At 66.9% G+C, this 18,478-nt stretch carries 13 protein-coding genes; 12 read left to right on the forward strand and 1 reads right to left on the reverse strand.

The features are described from left to right. The first annotated feature begins 125 nt into the window (after window positions 1-125). The 5 genes from ACPUER_RS18555 to ACPUER_RS18575 all read left to right on the forward strand — a co-directional run bounded on the left by ACPUER_RS18555 (window position 126) and on the right by ACPUER_RS18575 (window position 7,335). The gene (locus tag ACPUER_RS18555) at window positions 126-2,828 is read left to right on the forward strand and encodes a filamentous hemagglutinin N-terminal domain-containing protein (RefSeq protein ID WP_175958632.1); all 2,703 of its coding nucleotides are present in this window, start codon (window positions 126-128) and stop codon (window positions 2,826-2,828) included. A 344-nt stretch (window positions 2,829-3,172) separates the two neighbouring features. Continuing rightward, a complete protein-coding gene (locus ACPUER_RS18560; protein WP_034185149.1) occupies window positions 3,173-3,595 on the forward strand; it encodes a rubrerythrin family protein in 423 nt (140 codons plus the stop codon). A gap of 125 nt (window positions 3,596-3,720) precedes the next feature. Further along, the gene (locus tag ACPUER_RS18565) at window positions 3,721-5,058 is read left to right on the forward strand and encodes a heterodisulfide reductase-related iron-sulfur binding cluster (RefSeq protein WP_175958633.1); all 1,338 of its coding nucleotides are present in this window, start codon (window positions 3,721-3,723) and stop codon (window positions 5,056-5,058) included. A 31-nt stretch (window positions 5,059-5,089) separates the two neighbouring features. Then, on the forward strand, window positions 5,090-5,671 hold the full coding sequence (locus ACPUER_RS18570; protein ID WP_072439339.1) for a DUF3501 family protein: 582 nt from the start codon (window positions 5,090-5,092) through the stop codon (window positions 5,669-5,671). A gap of 722 nt (window positions 5,672-6,393) precedes the next feature. Further along, window positions 6,394-7,335, forward strand: coding sequence for a transposase (locus tag ACPUER_RS18575; RefSeq protein ID WP_072439341.1), 942 nt, complete (start codon window positions 6,394-6,396; stop codon window positions 7,333-7,335). Between the two features lie 123 nt (window positions 7,336-7,458). On the opposite strand, the gene ACPUER_RS18580 is transcribed toward ACPUER_RS18575, so the two are convergent. Further along, a complete protein-coding gene (locus ACPUER_RS18580) occupies window positions 7,459-8,985 on the reverse strand; it encodes a mannose-1-phosphate guanylyltransferase/mannose-6-phosphate isomerase (protein WP_425131826.1) in 1,527 nt (508 codons plus the stop codon). A 428-nt stretch (window positions 8,986-9,413) separates the two neighbouring features. On the opposite strand from ACPUER_RS18580, the gene ACPUER_RS18585 reads away from it, so the two are divergent. The 7 genes from ACPUER_RS18585 to ACPUER_RS18615 all read left to right on the forward strand — a co-directional run bounded on the left by ACPUER_RS18585 (window position 9,414) and on the right by ACPUER_RS18615 (window position 18,473). Beyond that, window positions 9,414-10,787, forward strand: a complete 1,374-nt coding sequence (locus ACPUER_RS18585) for an undecaprenyl-phosphate glucose phosphotransferase (RefSeq protein ID WP_175958636.1) — start codon at window positions 9,414-9,416, stop codon at window positions 10,785-10,787. Between the two features lie 64 nt (window positions 10,788-10,851). Beyond that, window positions 10,852-12,264: a UDP-glucose dehydrogenase family protein gene (locus ACPUER_RS18590; RefSeq protein WP_034185153.1), complete on the forward strand. Its 1,413-nt coding sequence runs from the start codon at window positions 10,852-10,854 to the stop codon at window positions 12,262-12,264. Window positions 12,265-12,295: 31 nt separating this feature from the next. Then, window positions 12,296-12,739 (forward strand): low molecular weight protein-tyrosine-phosphatase, encoded by a 444-nt coding sequence (locus tag ACPUER_RS18595; protein ID WP_072439345.1) that lies wholly within the window; start codon window positions 12,296-12,298, stop codon window positions 12,737-12,739. Beyond that, window positions 12,733-13,911: a polysaccharide biosynthesis/export family protein gene (locus ACPUER_RS18600; protein WP_175959185.1), complete on the forward strand. Its 1,179-nt coding sequence runs from the start codon at window positions 12,733-12,735 to the stop codon at window positions 13,909-13,911. Before ACPUER_RS18595 ends, ACPUER_RS18600 begins: the two co-directional genes overlap by 7 nt. 50 nt (window positions 13,912-13,961) lie before the next feature. Then, window positions 13,962-16,187 carry a polysaccharide biosynthesis tyrosine autokinase gene (locus ACPUER_RS18605; protein WP_175958637.1) on the forward strand — a complete coding sequence of 742 codons (2,226 nt, stop codon included), beginning with the start codon at window positions 13,962-13,964 and terminating at the stop codon, window positions 16,185-16,187. Window positions 16,188-16,249: 62 nt separating this feature from the next. Further along, complete coding sequence (locus tag ACPUER_RS18610; protein ID WP_425131827.1) at window positions 16,250-17,209, forward strand: glycosyltransferase family 2 protein; 960 nt, start codon at window positions 16,250-16,252, stop codon at window positions 17,207-17,209. 127 nt (window positions 17,210-17,336) lie between these two features. Further along, window positions 17,337-18,473 carry a glycosyltransferase family 4 protein gene (locus ACPUER_RS18615; RefSeq protein ID WP_175958639.1) on the forward strand — a complete coding sequence of 379 codons (1,137 nt, stop codon included), beginning with the start codon at window positions 17,337-17,339 and terminating at the stop codon, window positions 18,471-18,473. Window positions 18,474-18,478 lie beyond the last annotated feature (5 nt).

The raw sequence follows: 18,478 nt of genomic DNA on the forward strand, positions 1-18,478 counted from the left end.
GAACGTCACGGAGGGAATCGCCATGTAAGTACGCACGCTCGTCCATCGGCCGATCGACGGACCGGCCCGGTTCGGCGTGGTGCCTGCCACGCCCGTCCTTTCATCTTCAGGAAACCGAGAAGACCATGAAACATCAACAACACCATCGCCCGCGCGCGGCGATGCCGTCCGCGCGCACCGCGCTCGCCGCGGCGCTGACGCTCGCGATGCCGATCCTCGCGGCGCAGCCCGCGTTTGCGCAATCGGCGCTCGTCGTCGATCCGAACGCGACCAACCGTCCCGGTATCACGAACGGGCCGAACGGCACGCCGATCGTCGGCATCAACGCACCGGATGCGGCCGGCATTTCGGCCAACCGCTTTACCGAATACAACGTCGGGCCGGCAGGGCTCGTGCTGAACAACAGCGTGAACGGCGCGAACACGCAACTGGCGGGCGCCATCGACGGCAACGCGCAGCTCGGCGGCCACGCAGCGTCGATCATCCTGAACCAGGTGACGGGCGGCAATGCGTCGGTGCTGGCCGGCGCGACCGAAGTCGCGGGGCAGCAGGCGCGCGTGATCGTCGCGAACCCGAACGGGATCAGCGTGAACGGCGCCAGCTTCATCAACGCGAGCCGCGTGTCGCTCGTCGCGGGCACGACGGAGTTCGACGAGCAGGGCAACGTCGCGCGATTCCGGACCGAGAACGGCCGTATCACGATCGACGGCGCCGGTCTCGACGCGCGCAATATGGATCAACTCGATCTCGTGTCGCGCACCCTGAAGGTGAATGCCGCGTTGCACGCGAAGAAGCTCGTCGCGGTCGCGCAGCAAGGGACGGCGGCCATCGAGAATTCTCAGGGGGGAATCTCGTACAGTGCGTCGAATAGCGGCGAATTGCCGCGCGTTGCGATCGACGTGTCGCGACTCGGCAGCGTGCATGGAGATAATTCGATCGTCATGGTCGGCAATTCGGCGGGCGTCGGCATCAATATCTCGGGCAAGGTTGAGGCGTTGACCGGCACGATCAAGTTGCTGTCGGATGGCACGGTCCGAGTCTCGGAGGGCGGTCTTTTGAACGCGAACAAACTCAAGGTGCCGGGCGGCCTGGAGTACGGCGGGGAGTGGGGGGGCGATGACGAACCGACGAAGCCGCCGGTGAACCCTGAGCCGCCGGTAGCGGAAACGAAACCGCCGGTGAACCCTGAGCCGCCGGTAGCGGAAACGAAACCGCCGGTGAACCCTGAGCCGCCGGTAGCGGAGACGAAGCCGCCGGTGAACCCTGAGCCGCCGGTAGCGGAAACGAAGCCGCCGGTGAACCCTGAGCCGCCGGTAGCGGAAACGAAACCGCCGGTGAACCCTGAGCCGCCGGTAGCGGAGACGAAGCCGCCGGTCAATCCGGAGCCGCCGGTCGCCGAAACGAAGCCGCCGGTCGATCCTGCACCGCCTATCGCCGAAACGAACCCGAAACTCGTCGTCGATCCGAACGCGGCCAACCGCCCCGTTCTCGGCGCCGCGCCGAACGGCACGCCGATCGTCGACATCAACGCGCCGGACGCCACCGGCATTTCCTCGAACCGCTTCCTCGACTACAACGTCGGCCCGAAGGGGCTCGTGCTGAACAACAGCGTGAACCGTACGAATACGCAACTGGCGGGCAGCATCGACGGCAATGCGCAACTCGGCGGCCGTTCGGCGCAGATCATCCTGAACCAGGTGACGGGCGGCAACGCGTCGGTGCTGGCCGGCGCGACCGAAGTCGCGGGGCAGCAGGCGCGCGTGATCGTCGCGAACCCGAACGGGATCAGCGTGAACGGCGCGAGCTTCATCAACGCGAACCGCGTGTCGCTCGTCGCGGGCACGACGGAATTCGACGAGGACGGCCGTATCGCACGATTCCGGACCGAGAACGGACGCATCGCGATCGAAGGCGCCGGGCTCGACGCGCGTAATGCGGACCGGCTCGATCTCGTGTCGCGCGGTCTGAAGGTCGATGCGGCGGTGCGCGCGGAGACGCTGGTCGCGGTCGCGCATCAAGGCACGGCCGCGATCGAGCAAGCGAACCGGCAGACGCTCTCCGGTCCGGCAAGCGGCAAGGCGCCGGCCGCGGCGATCGACGTGTCCGAATCGGGCAGCCTGCGGGCGGACGAGATCGCGTTGATCGGCGCGTCCGCGAAAACCGGCGTCCGGATCGCCGGCACGGTCGACGCGTCGGCCGGCCGTGTGACGCTTGCATCGAGCGGCAAGGCGACGATCGCGTCGAGCGGGCGGCTGCAAGCGCAGACGGTGTCGGTTCTGAGCGCACTCGACAATCACGGCGCGGTCAGCGCCGATACCGTCGACGTGTCCGGCCGCCTCGACAACGACGGTTCCGTGCGCGGGCGCAGCGTCAGGATTGCAGGCGATGCGACCAATGCCGGCACGCTCCACAGCGACGGCGCGCTCGAGATCAACGGCCGACTGACCAACGGCGGCGTCGTCAGCGGGCGCGACGTGCGGGTCATGGGCAAGCTGACCAATAGCGGCACGCTCGAGGCCGGCGACGTCAAGGTCATGGGCAATACGACCAACAACGGCACGCTGCGCGCGAAGACGTTGCTTTCCGCGATGGGCAACCTGACCAACAGCGGCGCGATCGAGGCCGGCGCCGTCAAGGTCATGGGCAACGTGACCAACAACGGCACGTTGCACGGCGACGATTCGGTCTCCGTGATGGGCCGCCTGTACAACGGGTTGTCCGGCGTCACGAGCAGCTACGGCAACGTGTTCGGCGCGGGGCGCGTGTCCGGTCCGGGGCGCATCGTTAGCTACATGGTGCGTCCGTCGTCTGCCGGCGACGTTCGGTAAACGTCCTTTGCCCGGTCGCACGCACCGGGCCGGGCGAGCGGGGCGTCGCGCAGTCGGCGACGCCTCGTGCAACACGCATCGCGCCGGGGCATGATGTCATTGCCCCGGCGCGATTGCGTTATCGGTTGCGCATCGTGTCGTGCGCACATTCGCACGATCGTTCGCCCGGCACCGGGCGATCGCTATCGACTGCATTGAAAAAGCCAATTGGGGGGATGTCCCTCCGAGCGCCTAGATTACGCAACACGATGCCGGCGGCAGGTGCCGCGCTGCGCGCATCGTTCCCCACAATCGGTCATCCGGTCCGACGCATCGCTGCGTCGGCACAATGCACGGAGGCGCACATGGCTCACCTCAAGGGCAGCAAAACCGAAGAGAACCTGAAGGCTGCATTCGCGGGCGAATCGCAGGCGAATCGACGCTATCTGTATTTCGCTTCGAAGGCTGACGTCGAAGGCCAGAACGACCTCGCCGCGCTGTTCCGCTCGACCGCCGAAGGCGAAACCGGCCATGCGCACGGCCACCTCGAATACCTGGAAGCCGTCGGCGATCCGGCAACGGGCTTGCCGTTCGGCTCGTCGCGGCTGAATCTCGAATCGGCGATCGCCGGCGAAACGCACGAATACACCGACATGTATCCGGGCATGGCGAAGACGGCGCGCGACGAAGGCTTCGACGAAATCGCGAACTGGTTCGAGACGCTCGCGAAGGCCGAACGCAGCCACGCGAACCGCTATACGAAGGCGCTGGACAGTCTCGTCGACTGACGGGCCGCCGCAGGCCGCGCGGCCCGGCCGGGCGACCCGCAAGCGGCCGGCCGCCGCTCATTCATCGCTGCCCGCAGCGCGCGGGCGGCGCGCTTGCGCGCATGCGCGCCACGCTGGAGCGCCTCATGCCCCACAAGGAAGGCAGTCTCGAAGCCCCGACCCGGCATCCGCTCGACTGGCAGTCCGATGCGTTCTACGACCAGGCCGCGATCGATGCGGAAATGACGCGCGTGTTCGACATCTGCGCCGGCTGCCGGCGCTGCGTGTCGCTGTGCGGCGCGTTTCCCGCGCTGTTCGATCTGGTCGACGACACGCCGACGGGCGATATCGACGAAGTGCCGAAGGCCGCGTTCGGCAAGGTGGTCGACCAGTGCTATCTGTGCGACCTCTGCTACATGACGAAATGCCCGTACGTGCCGCCGCATGCATGGAACGTCGACTTCCCGCACCTGATGCTGCGCGGCAAGGCGGCGCGCTACAAGCGCGGCGAAGCGACGCTGCGCGACAAGGTGCTGTCGAACACCGATGCGCTCGGCCATTTCGCGGGCATTCCGATCGTCACGCAGACGGTGAACGCGGTGAACCGCACGCCGCCCGCGCGCCATGCGCTCGAAGCGGCGCTCGGCGTCGATCGCAACGCGTGGCTGCCGGAGTTCGCGCCGCGCAAGTTCCGGCGCGCCGCGAAGCGCTCGGACAACCCGCCCGCGCGCGACGGCGAACGCACGCCCGGCAAGGTCGCGATCTACGCGACGTGCTACGTGAATTTCAACGAGCCGGGCATCGGCCACGACCTGCTCGCGATCCTCGCGCACAACGACATTCCGTACGAGCTCGTCACGCGCGAAGCATGCTGCGGAATGCCGCTGCTGGAGCAGGGCAACCTTGCCGGTGTCGCCGCGAAGAAGGCGGTGAACCTGCCCGTGCTCGAACGCTATGCGCGCGAAGGCTATGCGCTGATCGGCGCGATCCCGAGCTGCGTGCTGATGTACAAGAGCGAGCTGCCGCTGATGTTCCCCGGCGACGAAGCGGTGCGCGCGGTGGCCGACGCATTCTGGGATCCGTTCGAATATGTGATCGCGCGGCATCGCGACGGGCTGCTGAAGACCGATTTCAAGACCGGCCTCGGCACCGTGTCGTATCACGTGCCGTGCCATGCGCGCGTGCAGAACATCGGCCGCAAGACGGCCGACGTGCTGTCGCTCGTGCCCGATACGCGCGTGAACGTCGTCGAGCGCTGCTCGGGCCATGCGGGCACGTTCGGCGTGAAGAAGGAATTCCATGCGGACGCGATGCGGATCGGCGCGCCCGTGTTCAAGGCGATGGCCGAGCCGCAGCCGGATTTCGTGTCGTCGGACTGCGCGCTGGCCGGCCATCACATCGTGCAGGGCATCGACGAGAAGGGGCTGCCGTCCGCGCCGCTCGCGCATCCGCTCACGCTGCTGCGCCGCGCATACGGCATCTGAGCCGCTGCCGGCCGACTCACGAGGACATCCCATGACGCTGACCCGCGACTCCCTGCTGACGCTCGAAGCGTACGCGAAGATCCGCAGGACCGAACACGCGCGGCTCGTCGCGTACAAGCGCCGCCGGGCGGTCGCACTCGGCAACCACCTGCGCTTTTTGTTCGAGGACGAGACGACGATCCGCTATCAGATCCAGGAGATGCTGCACATCGAGAAGATCTTCGACGAGGCGGGCATCGACGGCGAACTGGACGCGTATCTGCCGCTCGTGCCCGACGGCACCAACCTGAAGGCGACGATGCAGATCGAATACGAGCACGAGATCGAGCGGCGCGCGGCGCTCGCGCGGCTGATCGGTATCGAAGATCGCGTGTACCTGCAGGTCGACGGGCACGCGCGCGTCTACGCGATCGCCGACGAGGATCTTGAGCGCGACAACGACGAGAAGACGTCGGCCGTGCATTTCGTGCGTTTCGAACTCGACGTGCCGATGCGCGCGGCGCTCAAGGACGGGGCGGCGCTGTCGATCGGCTGCGATCACCCGGCCTACACGATGCCGCCTCAGCGCGTGGATCCGGACGTGACCGCGTCGCTGGCCGGCGACCTGCGCTGACATGACCGCCGCGCGTCCTGCGCGGTGTATTCCGCTTTTTCGTTCCGACCCGAAGCAGGCTTTCCGCGAGTAGCGCGGCGCGAGCGATCGCCTGTCGCCGCGCAAATGTAACAGGCGTCCCGCGCTTGCGTGCGGAGAAACAATGTGCATTCCGCGTCACCGTGCTTTCATCACTCGCAGAGAAACAATAACGAGATTGTGCACGGAGATAATTCATTTGAACGGGAATTGAATGATTTACCGATTCGTGAATATCTTGTTACGAAATTTTCCCTGATTTACCGATTTTAGTCGGCAATTCCGGGGATTGTTGCAGGCAAGGGTCAGAACAGCCCGGAAAGGCCCATTTTCGGCCATTCTTCATACCCTGAAGCGCCCCGCCAGACGGGCCTTTGCAGCGCCGGGCATAAAGATCTCGCAAAAAAATTCAAGCGTAAATGGATTGCGTATCCGTGGCAGGTTGTTTCAGTGCGTAACATTAAGTCATTGTCATATTGAGATAAACCCTGATGATGGTATGCTTCGTGCACAAAAATTCCCACATTGGAGTGAGACCGTGATTTGTGCGCCATTGCCGGGAATTCCGGCACCGTGAAAGTGCGGTGTCGGCCGGCGTGCACAACACCGATAAGCATAATGTGCAACCTGGCCGCCCCGCGACGCGATGTGTCGCGACGGCGCCGCCAATCGCAGCCCGGCCTGGCTGCGTGGAGAGATCTGCTATGTTCTTCGATGAGCTTAACGATGAAGAGTGGTTTCGTCTTTCAACGCTGATCGCCGATGAACCCATCCGGCTGAATCGCCGTGGGCGTCCACGAGCCGAACCGCGCGTCGTTGCCAACGCGGTGCTCTGGATCCTGACGACCGGTGAAGCCTGGTCCAAGCTGCCCGGTCGTTATCCGTCCGGGCCGACGTGCCGTCGTCGCTACGAGGAGTGGCTCGCGAGCGGCACGTTGCTGCAGATGATCGACGTGCTGACCCAGTTCAGCGGGCGCACGTTCGCGTATATTCCGCCGCCGCCGGTGCCGGTCGTGCCTGCGCGTCGCGCGGAGCCCGCACCCGACAACGATCGCTTGCGCGGCGTGTTCTGGCAAAACCCCGAGTCGTGGCAATTGCCGGTCGCGCAGGCAAACGTTTGGGAGGGCGAAGGCGCGTCGCTGAGCGCGATGCCGGACGACGCAGTGGCCGATCCGGCCCGCACGTCGTTCGTGGTGCCCGGTACGCCGGCGGCGGAACTGCGCCATGCGCGTGCGTCGTCGGCGAGCTTCGCCGCGGCCGAACCGCAAGTCGACGAGTATCGCGGCTATACGATCTGCGGCATCGCGCAGCCCGTGCAGAACCTGATGTATCGCGCGTGGGCCGAGATCTCGCAGGACGACCGGCGCGTCGAGCGCTCGGGCCTCATCGGTCCGCGTTTCACCGATGCCGAGGAAGCCGAGCAGTTCGCGCTCGACTGGGCGCGCCAGTGGATCGATCGCCACGGTGCGAGCCACGAGCCGGCGCGCGCGCCGCAAAGCGAGGTGCTGGCCGGTTTGTCCGCGCTGGCGCGCGCGGAGTCGGACATCAAGCGCTTCATCGCCGAGCGTCACGCGGGTGCGCTGTCGGAAAGCCGCAACGATCCCGTGCAGTCGGAGCGCCGCGAATACGCGTACCGCGTAGGTTGAGCGCCGTTCCAATGCAACGCGCGGGCCGTCGTGTGCCACGACGCCCGCGCGGAAGCCTCGTCTTTCCATGCTTGCCACGCCGGGGGCTCCGCTGTCGAAGCGGAGCCCCCGGCGCTTGCCGCGTCACTGCCGGCCGTAGGTATCGTCGAAGCGGACGATGTCGTCCTCGCCGAGATACGCGCCCGACTGCACTTCGATCAGTTCGAGCGGCATCATGCCCGGGTTCTCCAGGCGGTGCGATACGCCGAGCGGGATGTACGTCGATTCGTTTTCGGACAGCAGGAACGTTTCGTCGCCGCGCGTGATGCGCGCGGTGCCGCGCACGACGATCCAGTGTTCGGCGCGATGGTGGTGCATCTGCAGCGACAGTCGCGCACCCGGTTTCACGACGATGCGTTTCACCTGGAAGCGCTCACCCATGTCGATCGAGTCGTAGTGGCCCCACGGGCGATGCACCTTGCGGTGATCGGTGGCTTCCGCGCCTTGTTGCGCCTTGATGCGGCCGACGATCTTCTTCACGTCCTGCACGCGCGACTTGTCCGCGACGAGCACGGCGTCGGGCGTTTCGACGACGACGAGGTTCTGCGTGCCGACGCACGCGACGAGCCGGCTTTCCGAATGCGCGAAGGTCGATTCGGCGCCTTCGAACAGCACGTGGCCGCGGCCGACGTTCCCGGCCTCGTCCTTCTGCGAGATCTGCCAGATCGCGTCCCACGAGCCGACGTCCGACCAGCCCGCGTCGAGCGGCACGACGACGCTCTCGCACAGTTGCGGCAGGCTCGCGAGCGGCTCCATCACCGCGTAGTCGATCGAGTTCGAAGGCGATGCGGCGAACGCGTCGCGATCGACGCGGAAGAAGTCGCCATCGGCCTTGCCCTGCGCGACAGCCTGTTCGCAGGCCGCGTAGATCGCCGGTTCGAGCTGGCGGATCGCCTTCAGCCACACCGACGCGCGAACGATGAAGATCCCGCTGTTCCACCAGTACTCGCCGGATGCGACGTACTGCTGAGCGAGTTCGAGGTGTGGCTTCTCGACGAAACGGTCGAGGCGGCGCACGTCGAGGTCGCCCGTCGCGGCGTCGCCGAGCGGCGCGCCGACGCGGATGTAGCCGTAGCCGGTTTCCGCGTGCGTGGGCACGATGCCCATCGTCGCGATCCTGCCTTGCGCCGCGCAGTGCACGCCGGCCGCGACGGCTGCGTGAAAGCGCGGCAGGTCGGCGACCGCATGGTCGGCCGGCATCACGGTCATCACAGCATCGTTGCCGTCGGCGACGAGCCGCAGCGCGGCGAGCGTCAGCGCGGGCGCGGTGTCGCGGCCGAGCGGCTCGAGCATGATCGTCGCGGGCTTGGCCGTCAGGCGCAGTTGTTCGGCGGTCGTGAAGCGGTGATTCTCGCCGCACACGATCAGCACGTCGTCGTTCAGCGGGTGGTCGGCCGCCAGGCCGTCGAGGCGCAGCGCGGTCGACTGCAGCAGCGAACGATCGCCGAGCAGGCCGATCAGCTGTTTCGGAAAGCGTTCGCGCGACATCGGCCACAGGCGCGTGCCGGAACCGCCGGCAAGAATCACCGGCTGCACGGCGAGGCGCGTGCCGGCGGCGGGAGCGGCGGAAGAGGATTGGCGCGTTTCGGCTGCCACTGCCGGAGCATTCATGGTGACACTCTCCACGGTTGAAGTCAGTGCCTGTCGTTGTAGCATGAAGTAAATCGACAATAAAACCGGGACCATTGACTGATATTCGCCACGCATGCATCTGGAAAAATTTTCCGCGATCGCATCGGACGTAAATAAAAAAATAAAAAATAATTCCGGGCATTGTTGGTCATCCCGTGCCTGCAAAGGGCTCGCGGCGAAGGGAAAATTTCCGAAAATTTCTCGATTTCCGATCGATTCGGGAAAACCTGCCGAATTAAATCAAAAACTTCGCGGCAAGAATTTCCGATTATTTTTCGAAATACTTGTGCGCTTGAGGGGCGATTTTCTTGTCGCTTCAATAGCGTCATGCAACGTTTGAATCGAATGTGCAGCACGGGCTGCACGAGGAGCTGTTCGGCAAACGCCTGTTCAAAGAGGAAGCAGACATGTTGAGCGTGCTGGCGAGAGTCATCGATATCGCGATGGTCGTGGCAGGGGCGCTGATCGCCGCTGCGCTGCACGACGGCAGCATCTGGCTCAACGACCTGCAGCGCACGACGGTGCTGTTCGACTGCCTGCTGGTCGTGGTGTTCTTTCCGGCCATCGGCATCTACCAGTCGTGGCGAGGCAAGCGTCTCGTCGGGCTGATGGGGCGCGTCGCGTTCGCGTGGCTCGTGGTCGAGCTCGCGGGCATCCTGATGAGCTTCAGTTTTCACCAGTCGGGCGACCTGTCGCGGCTGTGGCTTGGTTACTGGGCGCTCGTGACGATGGCGCTGCTCGCCGGCTCGAAGGCCTGCGTGCACGTCGTGCTGCGGCAACTGCGCCGCGGCGGCTACAACCTGAAGGCGGTCGCGATCGTCGGCGGTACGCCGGCGGCGCGGCGGCTGATCGCGCAGATGCGGGCGCGGCCGGAAGCGGGCTTCAACCCGGTATGCGTGTACGACGAAAGCGAAGCGCCGGGCGATGTCGCACTCGACGACGTGCGCATCGAGCGGCAGTTCGAATCGCTGGTGTGGCTCGTGCGCAGCCGCGCGATCCGCGAGCTGTGGCTCACGCTGCCGATCTCGGAGGAACCGAGGATTCACCAGATCGTGACGGTGTTCCGCCACGATTTCGTGAACATCCGTTTCATTCCGGACGTGCGCACGCTGTCGTTCTTCAACCAGGAAGTGGTCGAGGTGCTCGGCGTGCCGGCGATCAACCTCGCGGCGTCGCCGATCACCGACGTGCGGATCCTGCCGAAGTTCGTGTTCGACCGGCTGTTCGCGCTGGCGGCGCTCACGGCGCTCGCGCCGGTGATGCTGCTGATCGCGGGCCTGATCAAGCTGACGTCGCGCGGGCCGGTGTTCTTCCGCCAGAAACGCAAGGGCATCGACGGGCACGAGTTCGAGATCTACAAGTTCCGCTCGATGAAGGTGCACCAGGAAGCCGCGGGCACGGTGACGCAGGCGACCAAGAACGACACGCGCGTGACGCCGGTCGGCCGGTTCCTGCGCCGCACCAGCCTCGACGAGCTGCCGCAGTTCATCAACGTGCTGAAGGGCGAGATGTCGGTCGTCGGCCCGCGCCCGCATGCGCTCGCGCACGACGACATCTACAAGGATCTGGTCAAGGGCTACATGTTCCGCTACCGGATCAAGCCCGGCATCACCGGGTGGGCGCAGATCAACGGCTTTCGCGGCGAGACCGACCAGATCGAGAAGATGATGGGACGCGTGAAGCTCGATCTGTACTACATGCAGAACTGGTCGTTCTGGCTCGACATCAAGATCGTCGCGCTGACGCTGTGGAAAGGCTTCACAGGCAGCAACGCGTACTGACACAGTGCCCGCGGGCATTCCGGTTTTACGAATTTCGAATCATTGGTCAAGAGGTCGACACATCATGAATCTGACTATCATCGGCAGCGGTTACGTAGGTCTTGTCACCGGCGCATGCCTCGCCGACATCGGGCACGACGTGTTCTGTCTCGACGTCGACCAGGCGAAGATCGACATCCTGAACAACGGCGGCGTGCCGATCCACGAGCCGGGCCTGAAGGAAGTCATCGCGCGCAACCGCTCGGCCGGCCGCCTGCGTTTCTCGACCGACATCGAGGCCGCGGTCGCGCACGGCGACGTGCAGTTCATCGCGGTCGGCACGCCGCCCGACGAGGACGGCTCGGCCGACCTGCAATACGTGCTCGCGGCGGCGCGCAACATCGGCCGCTACATGACGGGCTTCAAGGTGATCGTCGACAAGTCGACGGTGCCGGTCGGCACGGCCGAGCGCGTGCGCGCGGCGGTCGCCGAGGAGCTCGCGAAGCGCGGCGGCGACCAGATGTTCTCGGTCGTGTCGAATCCGGAATTCCTGAAGGAGGGCGCGGCGGTCGACGATTTCACGCGGCCGGACCGCATCGTGATCGGCTGCGACGACGACGTGCCGGGCGAGCGCGCCCGCGAGCTGATGAAGAAGCTGTACGCGCCGTTCAACCGCAACCACGAACGCACGCTGTACATGGACGTGCGCTCGGCCGAGTTCACGAAATACGCGGCGAACGCGATGCTCGCGACGCGCATCTCGTTCATGAACGAGCTGGCGAACCTCGCCGACCGCTTCGGCGCGGACATCGAGGCCGTGCGCCGCGGGATCGGCTCCGATCCGCGCATCGGCTATCACTTCCTGTACGCCGGCTGCGGCTACGGCGGCTCGTGCTTCCCGAAGGACGTCGAGGCGCTGATCCGCACGGCCGACGAGCACGGGCAATCGCTGCAGATCCTGAAGGCCGTGTCGTCGGTCAACGCGACGCAAAAGCGCGTGCTTGCCGACAAGATCGTCGCGCGCTTCGGCGAGGACCTGACGGGCCGCACGTTCGCGATCTGGGGCCTGGCATTCAAGCCGAACACCGACGACATGCGCGAGGCGCCGAGCCGCGAGCTGATCGCCGAGCTGCTGTCGCGCGGCGCGCGCATCGCCGCGTACGACCCGGTCGCGCAGCAGGAGGCGCGCCGCGTGATCGCGCTCGATCTCGCCGATCACCCGAGCTGGCTCGAGCGCCTGAGTTTCGTCGACGACGAAGCGCAGGCCGCGCGCGACGCCGATGCGCTCGTGATCGTCACCGAATGGAAGGCGTTCAAGAGCCCCGACTTCGTCGCGCTCGGCCGCCTGTGGAAGACGCCGGTGATCTTCGACGGCCGCAACCTGTACGAGCCGGAGACGATGAGCGAGCAGGGCATCGAATACCACCCGATCGGCCGGCCGGGCTCGCGCCAGGCCGTCGCCGCGCGCGTGCCGGGCGCCGCGCGCGCGAGCGCGTAACCCTGTTTCCCGTCACCCGCTACGAGACGCCATGTTCCGGAACATCCTGATCGTCTGCCACGCGAACGTCTGCCGCAGCCCGGCGGCGGAAATGCTGTTCAAGTCGCACGCCGCGTCGCGCGGCGGCCCGCGCGCGACGTTTCATTCGGCCGGCGTTCATGCGAACGACGGCGACGGCATCGATCCGGTGATGCGGCAGTTGCTCGCGGAGCGCGGCGTCGATGCGACGACCCACCGCTCGCGGCGGCTGTCGCGCCGGATCGTGCGCGACGCCGACCTGATTCTCGTCAGCGAGCGCGGACAGATCGCGGCCGTCGAATCGGTCGATCCGTTCGCGCGCGGCAAGGTCCACCTGCTCGGCAAGTGGGAAGGGGCCGAGATTGCCGATCCGCACGGCGGCCCCGAGGCCGAATACCGCGAGAGCTACTCGCAGATCGAACGTCTGGTTCAAGGATGGCTACAGAAACTATGCTGAAACGCCCGATGCGCCCGGTGGCGCTTGCCGTCGCGCTGACGACTTTCCTGTCAGCCTGTGCAACCGCGCCCGGCAACTACCTCGACTCGTCGAACCTGAAGGACGACGGCCGCCAGCAAGCGGCCGAGACCTATCCGGTTCATTACATCGACGCCAAAGTGGTGATGGACCAGTTGCAGAAGCAGCAGGTCGACCATCCGCTGCCGCCGGGACGTTATACCGATCCGTCGCAGTACGTGTACCGCATCGGCCCGCAGGACATCCTCGGCGTCACCGTCTGGGACCACCCCGAACTGACGACGCCGCAGGGCCAGTCGTTCTCCAGCGGCGGCAACACGACGCAGACGATCGCGGGCGCGCTGCAGCAGCCCTATTCGTCGTCGCTGCCGGGCCAGGCCGATCCTTACGGCCAGACGGTGGCCGCCGACGGCACGATCTTCTTCCCGTTCGTCGGCCGCATCCACGTGGCGGGCAAGACGATCGCGCAGACCCGCGACGAGCTGGCCACGCGTCTCGCGCGCTATGTGAAGAACCCGCAGCTCGACGTGCGCGTGCTGTCGTTCCGCAGCCAGAAGGTGCAGGTGACGGGCGAGGTGAAGACGCCGGGCCCGCTCGCGATGAGCGACGTGCCGCTGACGCTGGTCGACGCGATCTCGCGCTCGGGCGGCTCGACCAACGAGGCCGACCTGCAGCGCGTGCGCCTGACGCGCGACGGCAAGCTGTACACGCTCGACGCGAACGGCGTGCTCGATCGCGGCGAAGTGCGGCAGAACGTGATGCTGCAGCAGGGCGACATCGTCAACGTGCCGGATCGCAGCGACAGCCGCGTGTTCATCATGGGCGAGGTCAAGACGCCGGTCACGGTGCCGATGCTCAAGGGCAGGCTGACCATCGCCGACGCGCTGACGGCGGGCGGCGGCATCCTCGACACCGATGCGAACCCGCGCAAGATCTATGTGATGCGCGGCATGCGCGACAACCCGACGAAGCCTGAAGTGTTCCGCCTCGACATGACGCAGCCCGATGCGTTGATGCTGTCGAGCCGCTTCCCGCTTCAGCCGCTCGACGTGGTCTACGTCAGCACGGCCAGCTCGGTGCAGTTCAACCGGGTGCTGCAGCAGGTGCTGCCGACGATCCAGACGATCTTCTACATGCGGCAAATCACGCGCTGATAGCCCGCCGGGGCGGCGCCTGCCCCCCGGCACCACTCAAGCGGGAACGAATGGTGAACACGCAAGCGAAACACTCCTACGCGGATCTGTCCGTGAAAACCGAGGAAGAGGACGTCGTCCTCGGCCAGTTGCTCCAGGTAATCATGGACGACATCTGGCTGCTGCTCGGCATCGCGGTGACGGTCGTCGCGCTCGCCGGCCTTTACTGCTACGTCGCGAAGCCGGTGTATCAGGCCGACGTGCACGTGCGGGTCGAGAGCAACGACAACACGTCGCAGGCGCTCACGCAGACGCAGACCGGCGCGACGATCAACACCGGTCCGCAGCAGGCGCAGACCGATGCGGAAATCGAGATCATCAAGAGCCGCGGCGTCGTCGCGCCGGTCGTCGAGCAGTTCAAGCTGAACTTCTCGGTCGTGCCGAAGACGCTGCCCGTGATCGGCAGCCTCGCCGCGCGCGTCGCGACGCCGGGCACGCCGGCGCGGCCGTGGCTCGGCCTGAAGTCGTACGCGTGGGGCGGTGAAGTCGCCGACGTCGATTCGATCAGCGTCGTGCCCGCGCTCGAAGGCAAGAAGCTGACGCTGACGGCCGGTCCGAACGACACCTATTCGCTCGTCGACCAGAACGGCACCCGGCTGCTGTCGGGCCAGGTCGGCGAATCGGCGCAGGGCGGCGGCGTGACGCTGCTCGTGAAGAAGCTCGTCGCGCGCCCCGGCACGCAGTTCACGGTGGTCCGCTACAACGATCTCGACGCGATCGGCGGCTTCCAGGCCGGCATCCAGGTGAGCGAGCAGGGCAAGCAGACGGGCGTCGTGCAGATCTCGCTCGAAGGCAAGGACCCGGATCAAACCGCCGCGATCGCGAACGCGCTCGCGCAGTCGTACCTGAACCAGCACGTGGTCGCGAAGCAGGCCGAAGCGACCAAGATGCTCGACTTCCTGAAGGGCGAGGAACCGCGCCTGAAGGCCGACCTCGAACGCGCGGAAGCCGCGCTGACGCAGTACCAGCGCACGTCGGGCTCGATCAACGCGAGCGAAGAGGCGAAGGTCTACCTCGAGGGCAGCGTGCAGTACGAGCAGCAGATCGCCGCGCAGCGCCTGCAGCTCGCGTCGCTCGCGCAGCGCTTCACCGATTCGCACCCGATGGTGATCGCCGCGAAGCAGCAGCTCTCGGAGCTGCAGGGCGAGAAGGACAAGTTCAGCAACCGCTTCCGCAGCCTGCCGGCGACCGAAGTGAAGGCCGTCCAGCTCCAGCGCGACGCGAAGGTCGCCGAGGACATCTACGTGCTGCTGCTGAACCGCGTGCAGGAGCTGTCGGTGCAGAAGGCCGGCACGGGCGGCAACATCCACCTCGTCGATTCGGCGCTGCGCCCGGGCGATCCGGTCAAGCCGAAGAAGGTGCTGATCCTGTCGGCTGCCGTGTTCCTGGGGCTGATCCTCGGCACGGGCGTCGTGTTCCTGCGCCGCAACCTGTTCCAGGGCATCGAGGATCCCGACCGCATCGAGCGCGCGTTCAACCTGCCGCTGTACGGGCTGGTGCCGCAAAGCGCCGAGCAGGTGAAGCTCGACGCCGCGGCCGAGAAGGGCGGCGGCCGCGCGCGGCCGATTCTCGCGAGCCTGCGTCCGAAGGATCTCAGCGTCGAGAGCCTGCGCAGCCTGCGCACCGCGATGCAGTTCGCGATGATGGACGCGAAGAACCGCGTGATCGTGCTGACGGGCCCGACGCCCGGCATCGGCAAGAGCTTCCTGACGGTCAACCTCGCGGTGCTGCTCGCGCATTCGGGCAAGCGTGTGCTGCTGATCGACGCCGACATGCGTCGCGGCCTGCTCGACCGCTACTTCGGCCTCACCGCGCAGCCGGGCTTGTCGGAACTGCTGAGCGACCAGTCGCCGCTCGAGGATGCCGTGCGCGAAACGCCGGTGCAGGGCCTGTCGTTCATCGCGGCCGGCACGCGTCCGCCGAACCCGTCGGAACTGCTGATGTCGACGCGTCTGCCGCAATACCTCGAAGGGCTCAGCAAGCGCTACGACGTCGTGCTGATCGATTCGCCGCCGGTGCTGGCGGTGACCGACGCGACCATCATCGGCCGCATGGCCGGCTCGACGTTCCTCGTGCTGCGCTCGGGCATGCACACCGAAGGCGAGATCGCCGACGCGATCAAGCGCCTGCGCACCGCGGGCGTCGATCTGGAAGGCGGGATCTTCAACGGCGTGCCGCCGAAGGCGCGCGGCTACGGCCGCGGCTACGCGGCCGTGCACGAATACCTGAGCGCCTGAGTGCAGTGTGCGAAACCGGGCCGGCGCGCAGCGCGCCAGCCCGGCCGACTGGAGAACCATCGATGAAAATTTCCGTGCTCGTCCCGACCTACCGGCGCCCAGCCGACCTCGCGCGCTGCCTGCTGGCGCTGCAGCGGCAGCAGCGGCTGCCCGACGAGGTGATCGTCGTCGCGCGCCCGGAGGACGACGCCACGCACGAACGGCTCGCCGATCCGGCGGTCGGCGGCGCGCTGCCGCTGCGCATCGTGCCGGTCGACGTGCCGGGGCAGGTCGCCGCGCTGAACAAGGGGCTCGACTCGGCGAACGGCGACATCGTCGCGATCACCGATGACGATGCGGCGCCGCACCCCGACTGGCTGGCGCGCGTCGAGTCGGCATTCCAGGCCGATCCGCGCGTGGGCGCGGTCGGCGGGCGCGACTGGGTGCACGAGAAAGGCCGCGTGCTCGACGAATCGCGCGAACTCGTCGGCCAGCTCACGCTGTCCGGCAAGATCGTCGGCAATCATCACCTCGGCGTCGGCGGCGCGCGCGAAGTCGACATGCTGAAAGGCGCGAACATGAGCTACCGCCGCACCGCGATCGAACGGCTGCGTTTCGATACGCGGCTGCGCGGCGCGGGTGCGCAGGTGCACAACGACATGGCGTTCAGCATGCGCGTGCAGCGCGACGGCTGGAAGCTCGTCTACGACCCGGCGATCGCGGTCGATCATTTCCCGGCCGAGCGCTTCGACGACGACCGGCGCGACGCCGCTTCGCTGAATGCGATCAGCAACGGCGCGTACAACCTGCATCTGATCCTGCGCGAGCATCTGCCGCCGGTCCGGCGCGAGATCGCGTGGTGGTGGTGGACGCTGGTCGGTACGCGCGTCTATCCGGGTTTCGCGCACGTGCTGCTGTCGCTGCATACGGCGCAGCGCAGCCGGATCCGCGAGCACTGGCGCGCGGTGCGCCGCGGCGCGCGCGACGCACGCCGCGCGAACCTTGCCCCCCACCGTGCGGCGATGCCGCCGGTGACGTCTTGAACGGGCTGCGCGCATCGCGCGCGGCCACCCCCGGAGGGCTCGAAATGAAACAACCCCCACGCGCGCTTTGCGCGCTGCCCCCCGAGGGGGCGGTCAGCCTCCTTGGGGCGGCCCGGCGGAGGCTGACATGACCACAACGAAAGTCCACGTCCACCTGTTTTACGGCGCCGATCCGCGTACCTACCGGAAAGGCGAGAACATCGGCTGCCTGTACGGCTATCACCATGCCGAATCCGACGAATTCCGGCTGACCTATTCGCAGGACGGCGGCGAGAGCCGGGTCGCCAGCCTCGCGCGCCGCGCGCTGAAGGCGGCGCTCGGCTTCGACGTCGTGCATGCATGGCGCAACCGCGCCGCGCTGCTGAACACCGACGTGATCTGGACGCACACCGAGCAGGAGCATCTCGCCGCTGCGCTGATCCTGAAGCTCGCCGGCGCGCAGGGCAAGCGCCCGCTGCTGCTCGCGCAGAGCGTGTGGTTGTTCGACAAGTGGGGCAGTTTCGGCGGCGCGCGCCGCTGGCTGTACCGCAAGCTGCTCGCGCGCGCCGACGCGCTGACCACGCTCGCCCGCGACAACGCCGAGCTGTGCCGCCGCTACCTCGGGCGCGATGCCGAGTTCGTCTATTACGGGCTGAACACGCAGGATTTCCCGCTTACCGAGCCGCAGCAGTGGCAACCGAACCGGCCGCTGCGGATCGCGGCGATCGGCAACGACCGCGACCGCGACTGGCGCACGTTCCTCGCCGCGTTCGGCGGCGACGAACGCTACGACGTACGGCTCGCGACGCGGCGCCGCGTGCCGCGCGAGTGGCATGCGCCGAACGTGAAGATCGGCTCGGCGTCGGGGCTCGCGAAGCAGCACGAGCTGTACGCATGGGCCGACGTGATCGTCGTGCCGCTGCGGCCGAACTTCCACGCGTCGGGCATCACCGTGATGCTCGAGGCGGCGGCCGTCGGCAAGCCGATGATCGTGTCCGACGTCGGCGGCCTCAGCGACTACTTCCCGCACGATACGGCCGCCTATGTGCCGGCGTTCGACGCGCAGGCGATGCGCCAGGCCGCCGATCGCTTCGTCGCCGATCCGGTCGCGGCGCTCGGCTGCGCGCGGGCCGCCGCCGCGTGCCTGCGCGAGCGCGACCTGACCACGCAGGCGTTCGCCGAGCAGCACGTGCGGATCACGCGCGACCTGCTGCGACGGCGCCGCACGCCGGCCGCCGCGGGCCTGGCGATGCCGCTTGCGGATTCGCGTCCGTCGTCGCGGTGAGAGCG

Origin of the sequence: Burkholderia sp. DN3021 (assembly GCF_049805555.1) — a bacterium.
Taxonomy (GTDB): Bacteria; Pseudomonadota; Gammaproteobacteria; order Burkholderiales; family Burkholderiaceae; genus Burkholderia; species Burkholderia pyrrocinia_C.

Bases quoted from the DNA above. Each gene is read 5' to 3' on its own strand.
- ACPUER_RS18605 (WP_175958637.1), top strand. From the start codon at position 13,962: ATGGTGAACACGCAAGCGAAACACTCCTACGCGGATCTGTCCGTGAAA.
- ACPUER_RS18585 (WP_175958636.1), top strand. From the start codon at position 9,414: ATGTTGAGCGTGCTGGCGAGAGTCATCGATATCGCGATGGTCGTGGCA.
- ACPUER_RS18615 (WP_175958639.1), top strand. From the start codon at position 17,337: ATGACCACAACGAAAGTCCACGTCCACCTGTTTTACGGCGCCGATCCG.
- ACPUER_RS18610 (WP_425131827.1), top strand. From the start codon at position 16,250: ATGAAAATTTCCGTGCTCGTCCCGACCTACCGGCGCCCAGCCGACCTC.
- ACPUER_RS18590 (WP_034185153.1), top strand. From the start codon at position 10,852: ATGAATCTGACTATCATCGGCAGCGGTTACGTAGGTCTTGTCACCGGC.
- ACPUER_RS18575 (WP_072439341.1), top strand. From the start codon at position 6,394: ATGTTCTTCGATGAGCTTAACGATGAAGAGTGGTTTCGTCTTTCAACG.
- ACPUER_RS18580 (WP_425131826.1), bottom strand. From the start codon at position 8,985: ATGAATGCTCCGGCAGTGGCAGCCGAAACGCGCCAATCCTCTTCCGCC.
- ACPUER_RS18600 (WP_175959185.1), top strand. From the start codon at position 12,733: ATGCTGAAACGCCCGATGCGCCCGGTGGCGCTTGCCGTCGCGCTGACG.
- ACPUER_RS18570 (WP_072439339.1), top strand. From the start codon at position 5,090: ATGACGCTGACCCGCGACTCCCTGCTGACGCTCGAAGCGTACGCGAAG.
- ACPUER_RS18595 (WP_072439345.1), top strand. From the start codon at position 12,296: ATGTTCCGGAACATCCTGATCGTCTGCCACGCGAACGTCTGCCGCAGC.
- ACPUER_RS18560 (WP_034185149.1), top strand. From the start codon at position 3,173: ATGGCTCACCTCAAGGGCAGCAAAACCGAAGAGAACCTGAAGGCTGCA.
- ACPUER_RS18555 (WP_175958632.1), top strand. From the start codon at position 126: ATGAAACATCAACAACACCATCGCCCGCGCGCGGCGATGCCGTCCGCG.
- ACPUER_RS18565 (WP_175958633.1), top strand. From the start codon at position 3,721: ATGCCCCACAAGGAAGGCAGTCTCGAAGCCCCGACCCGGCATCCGCTC.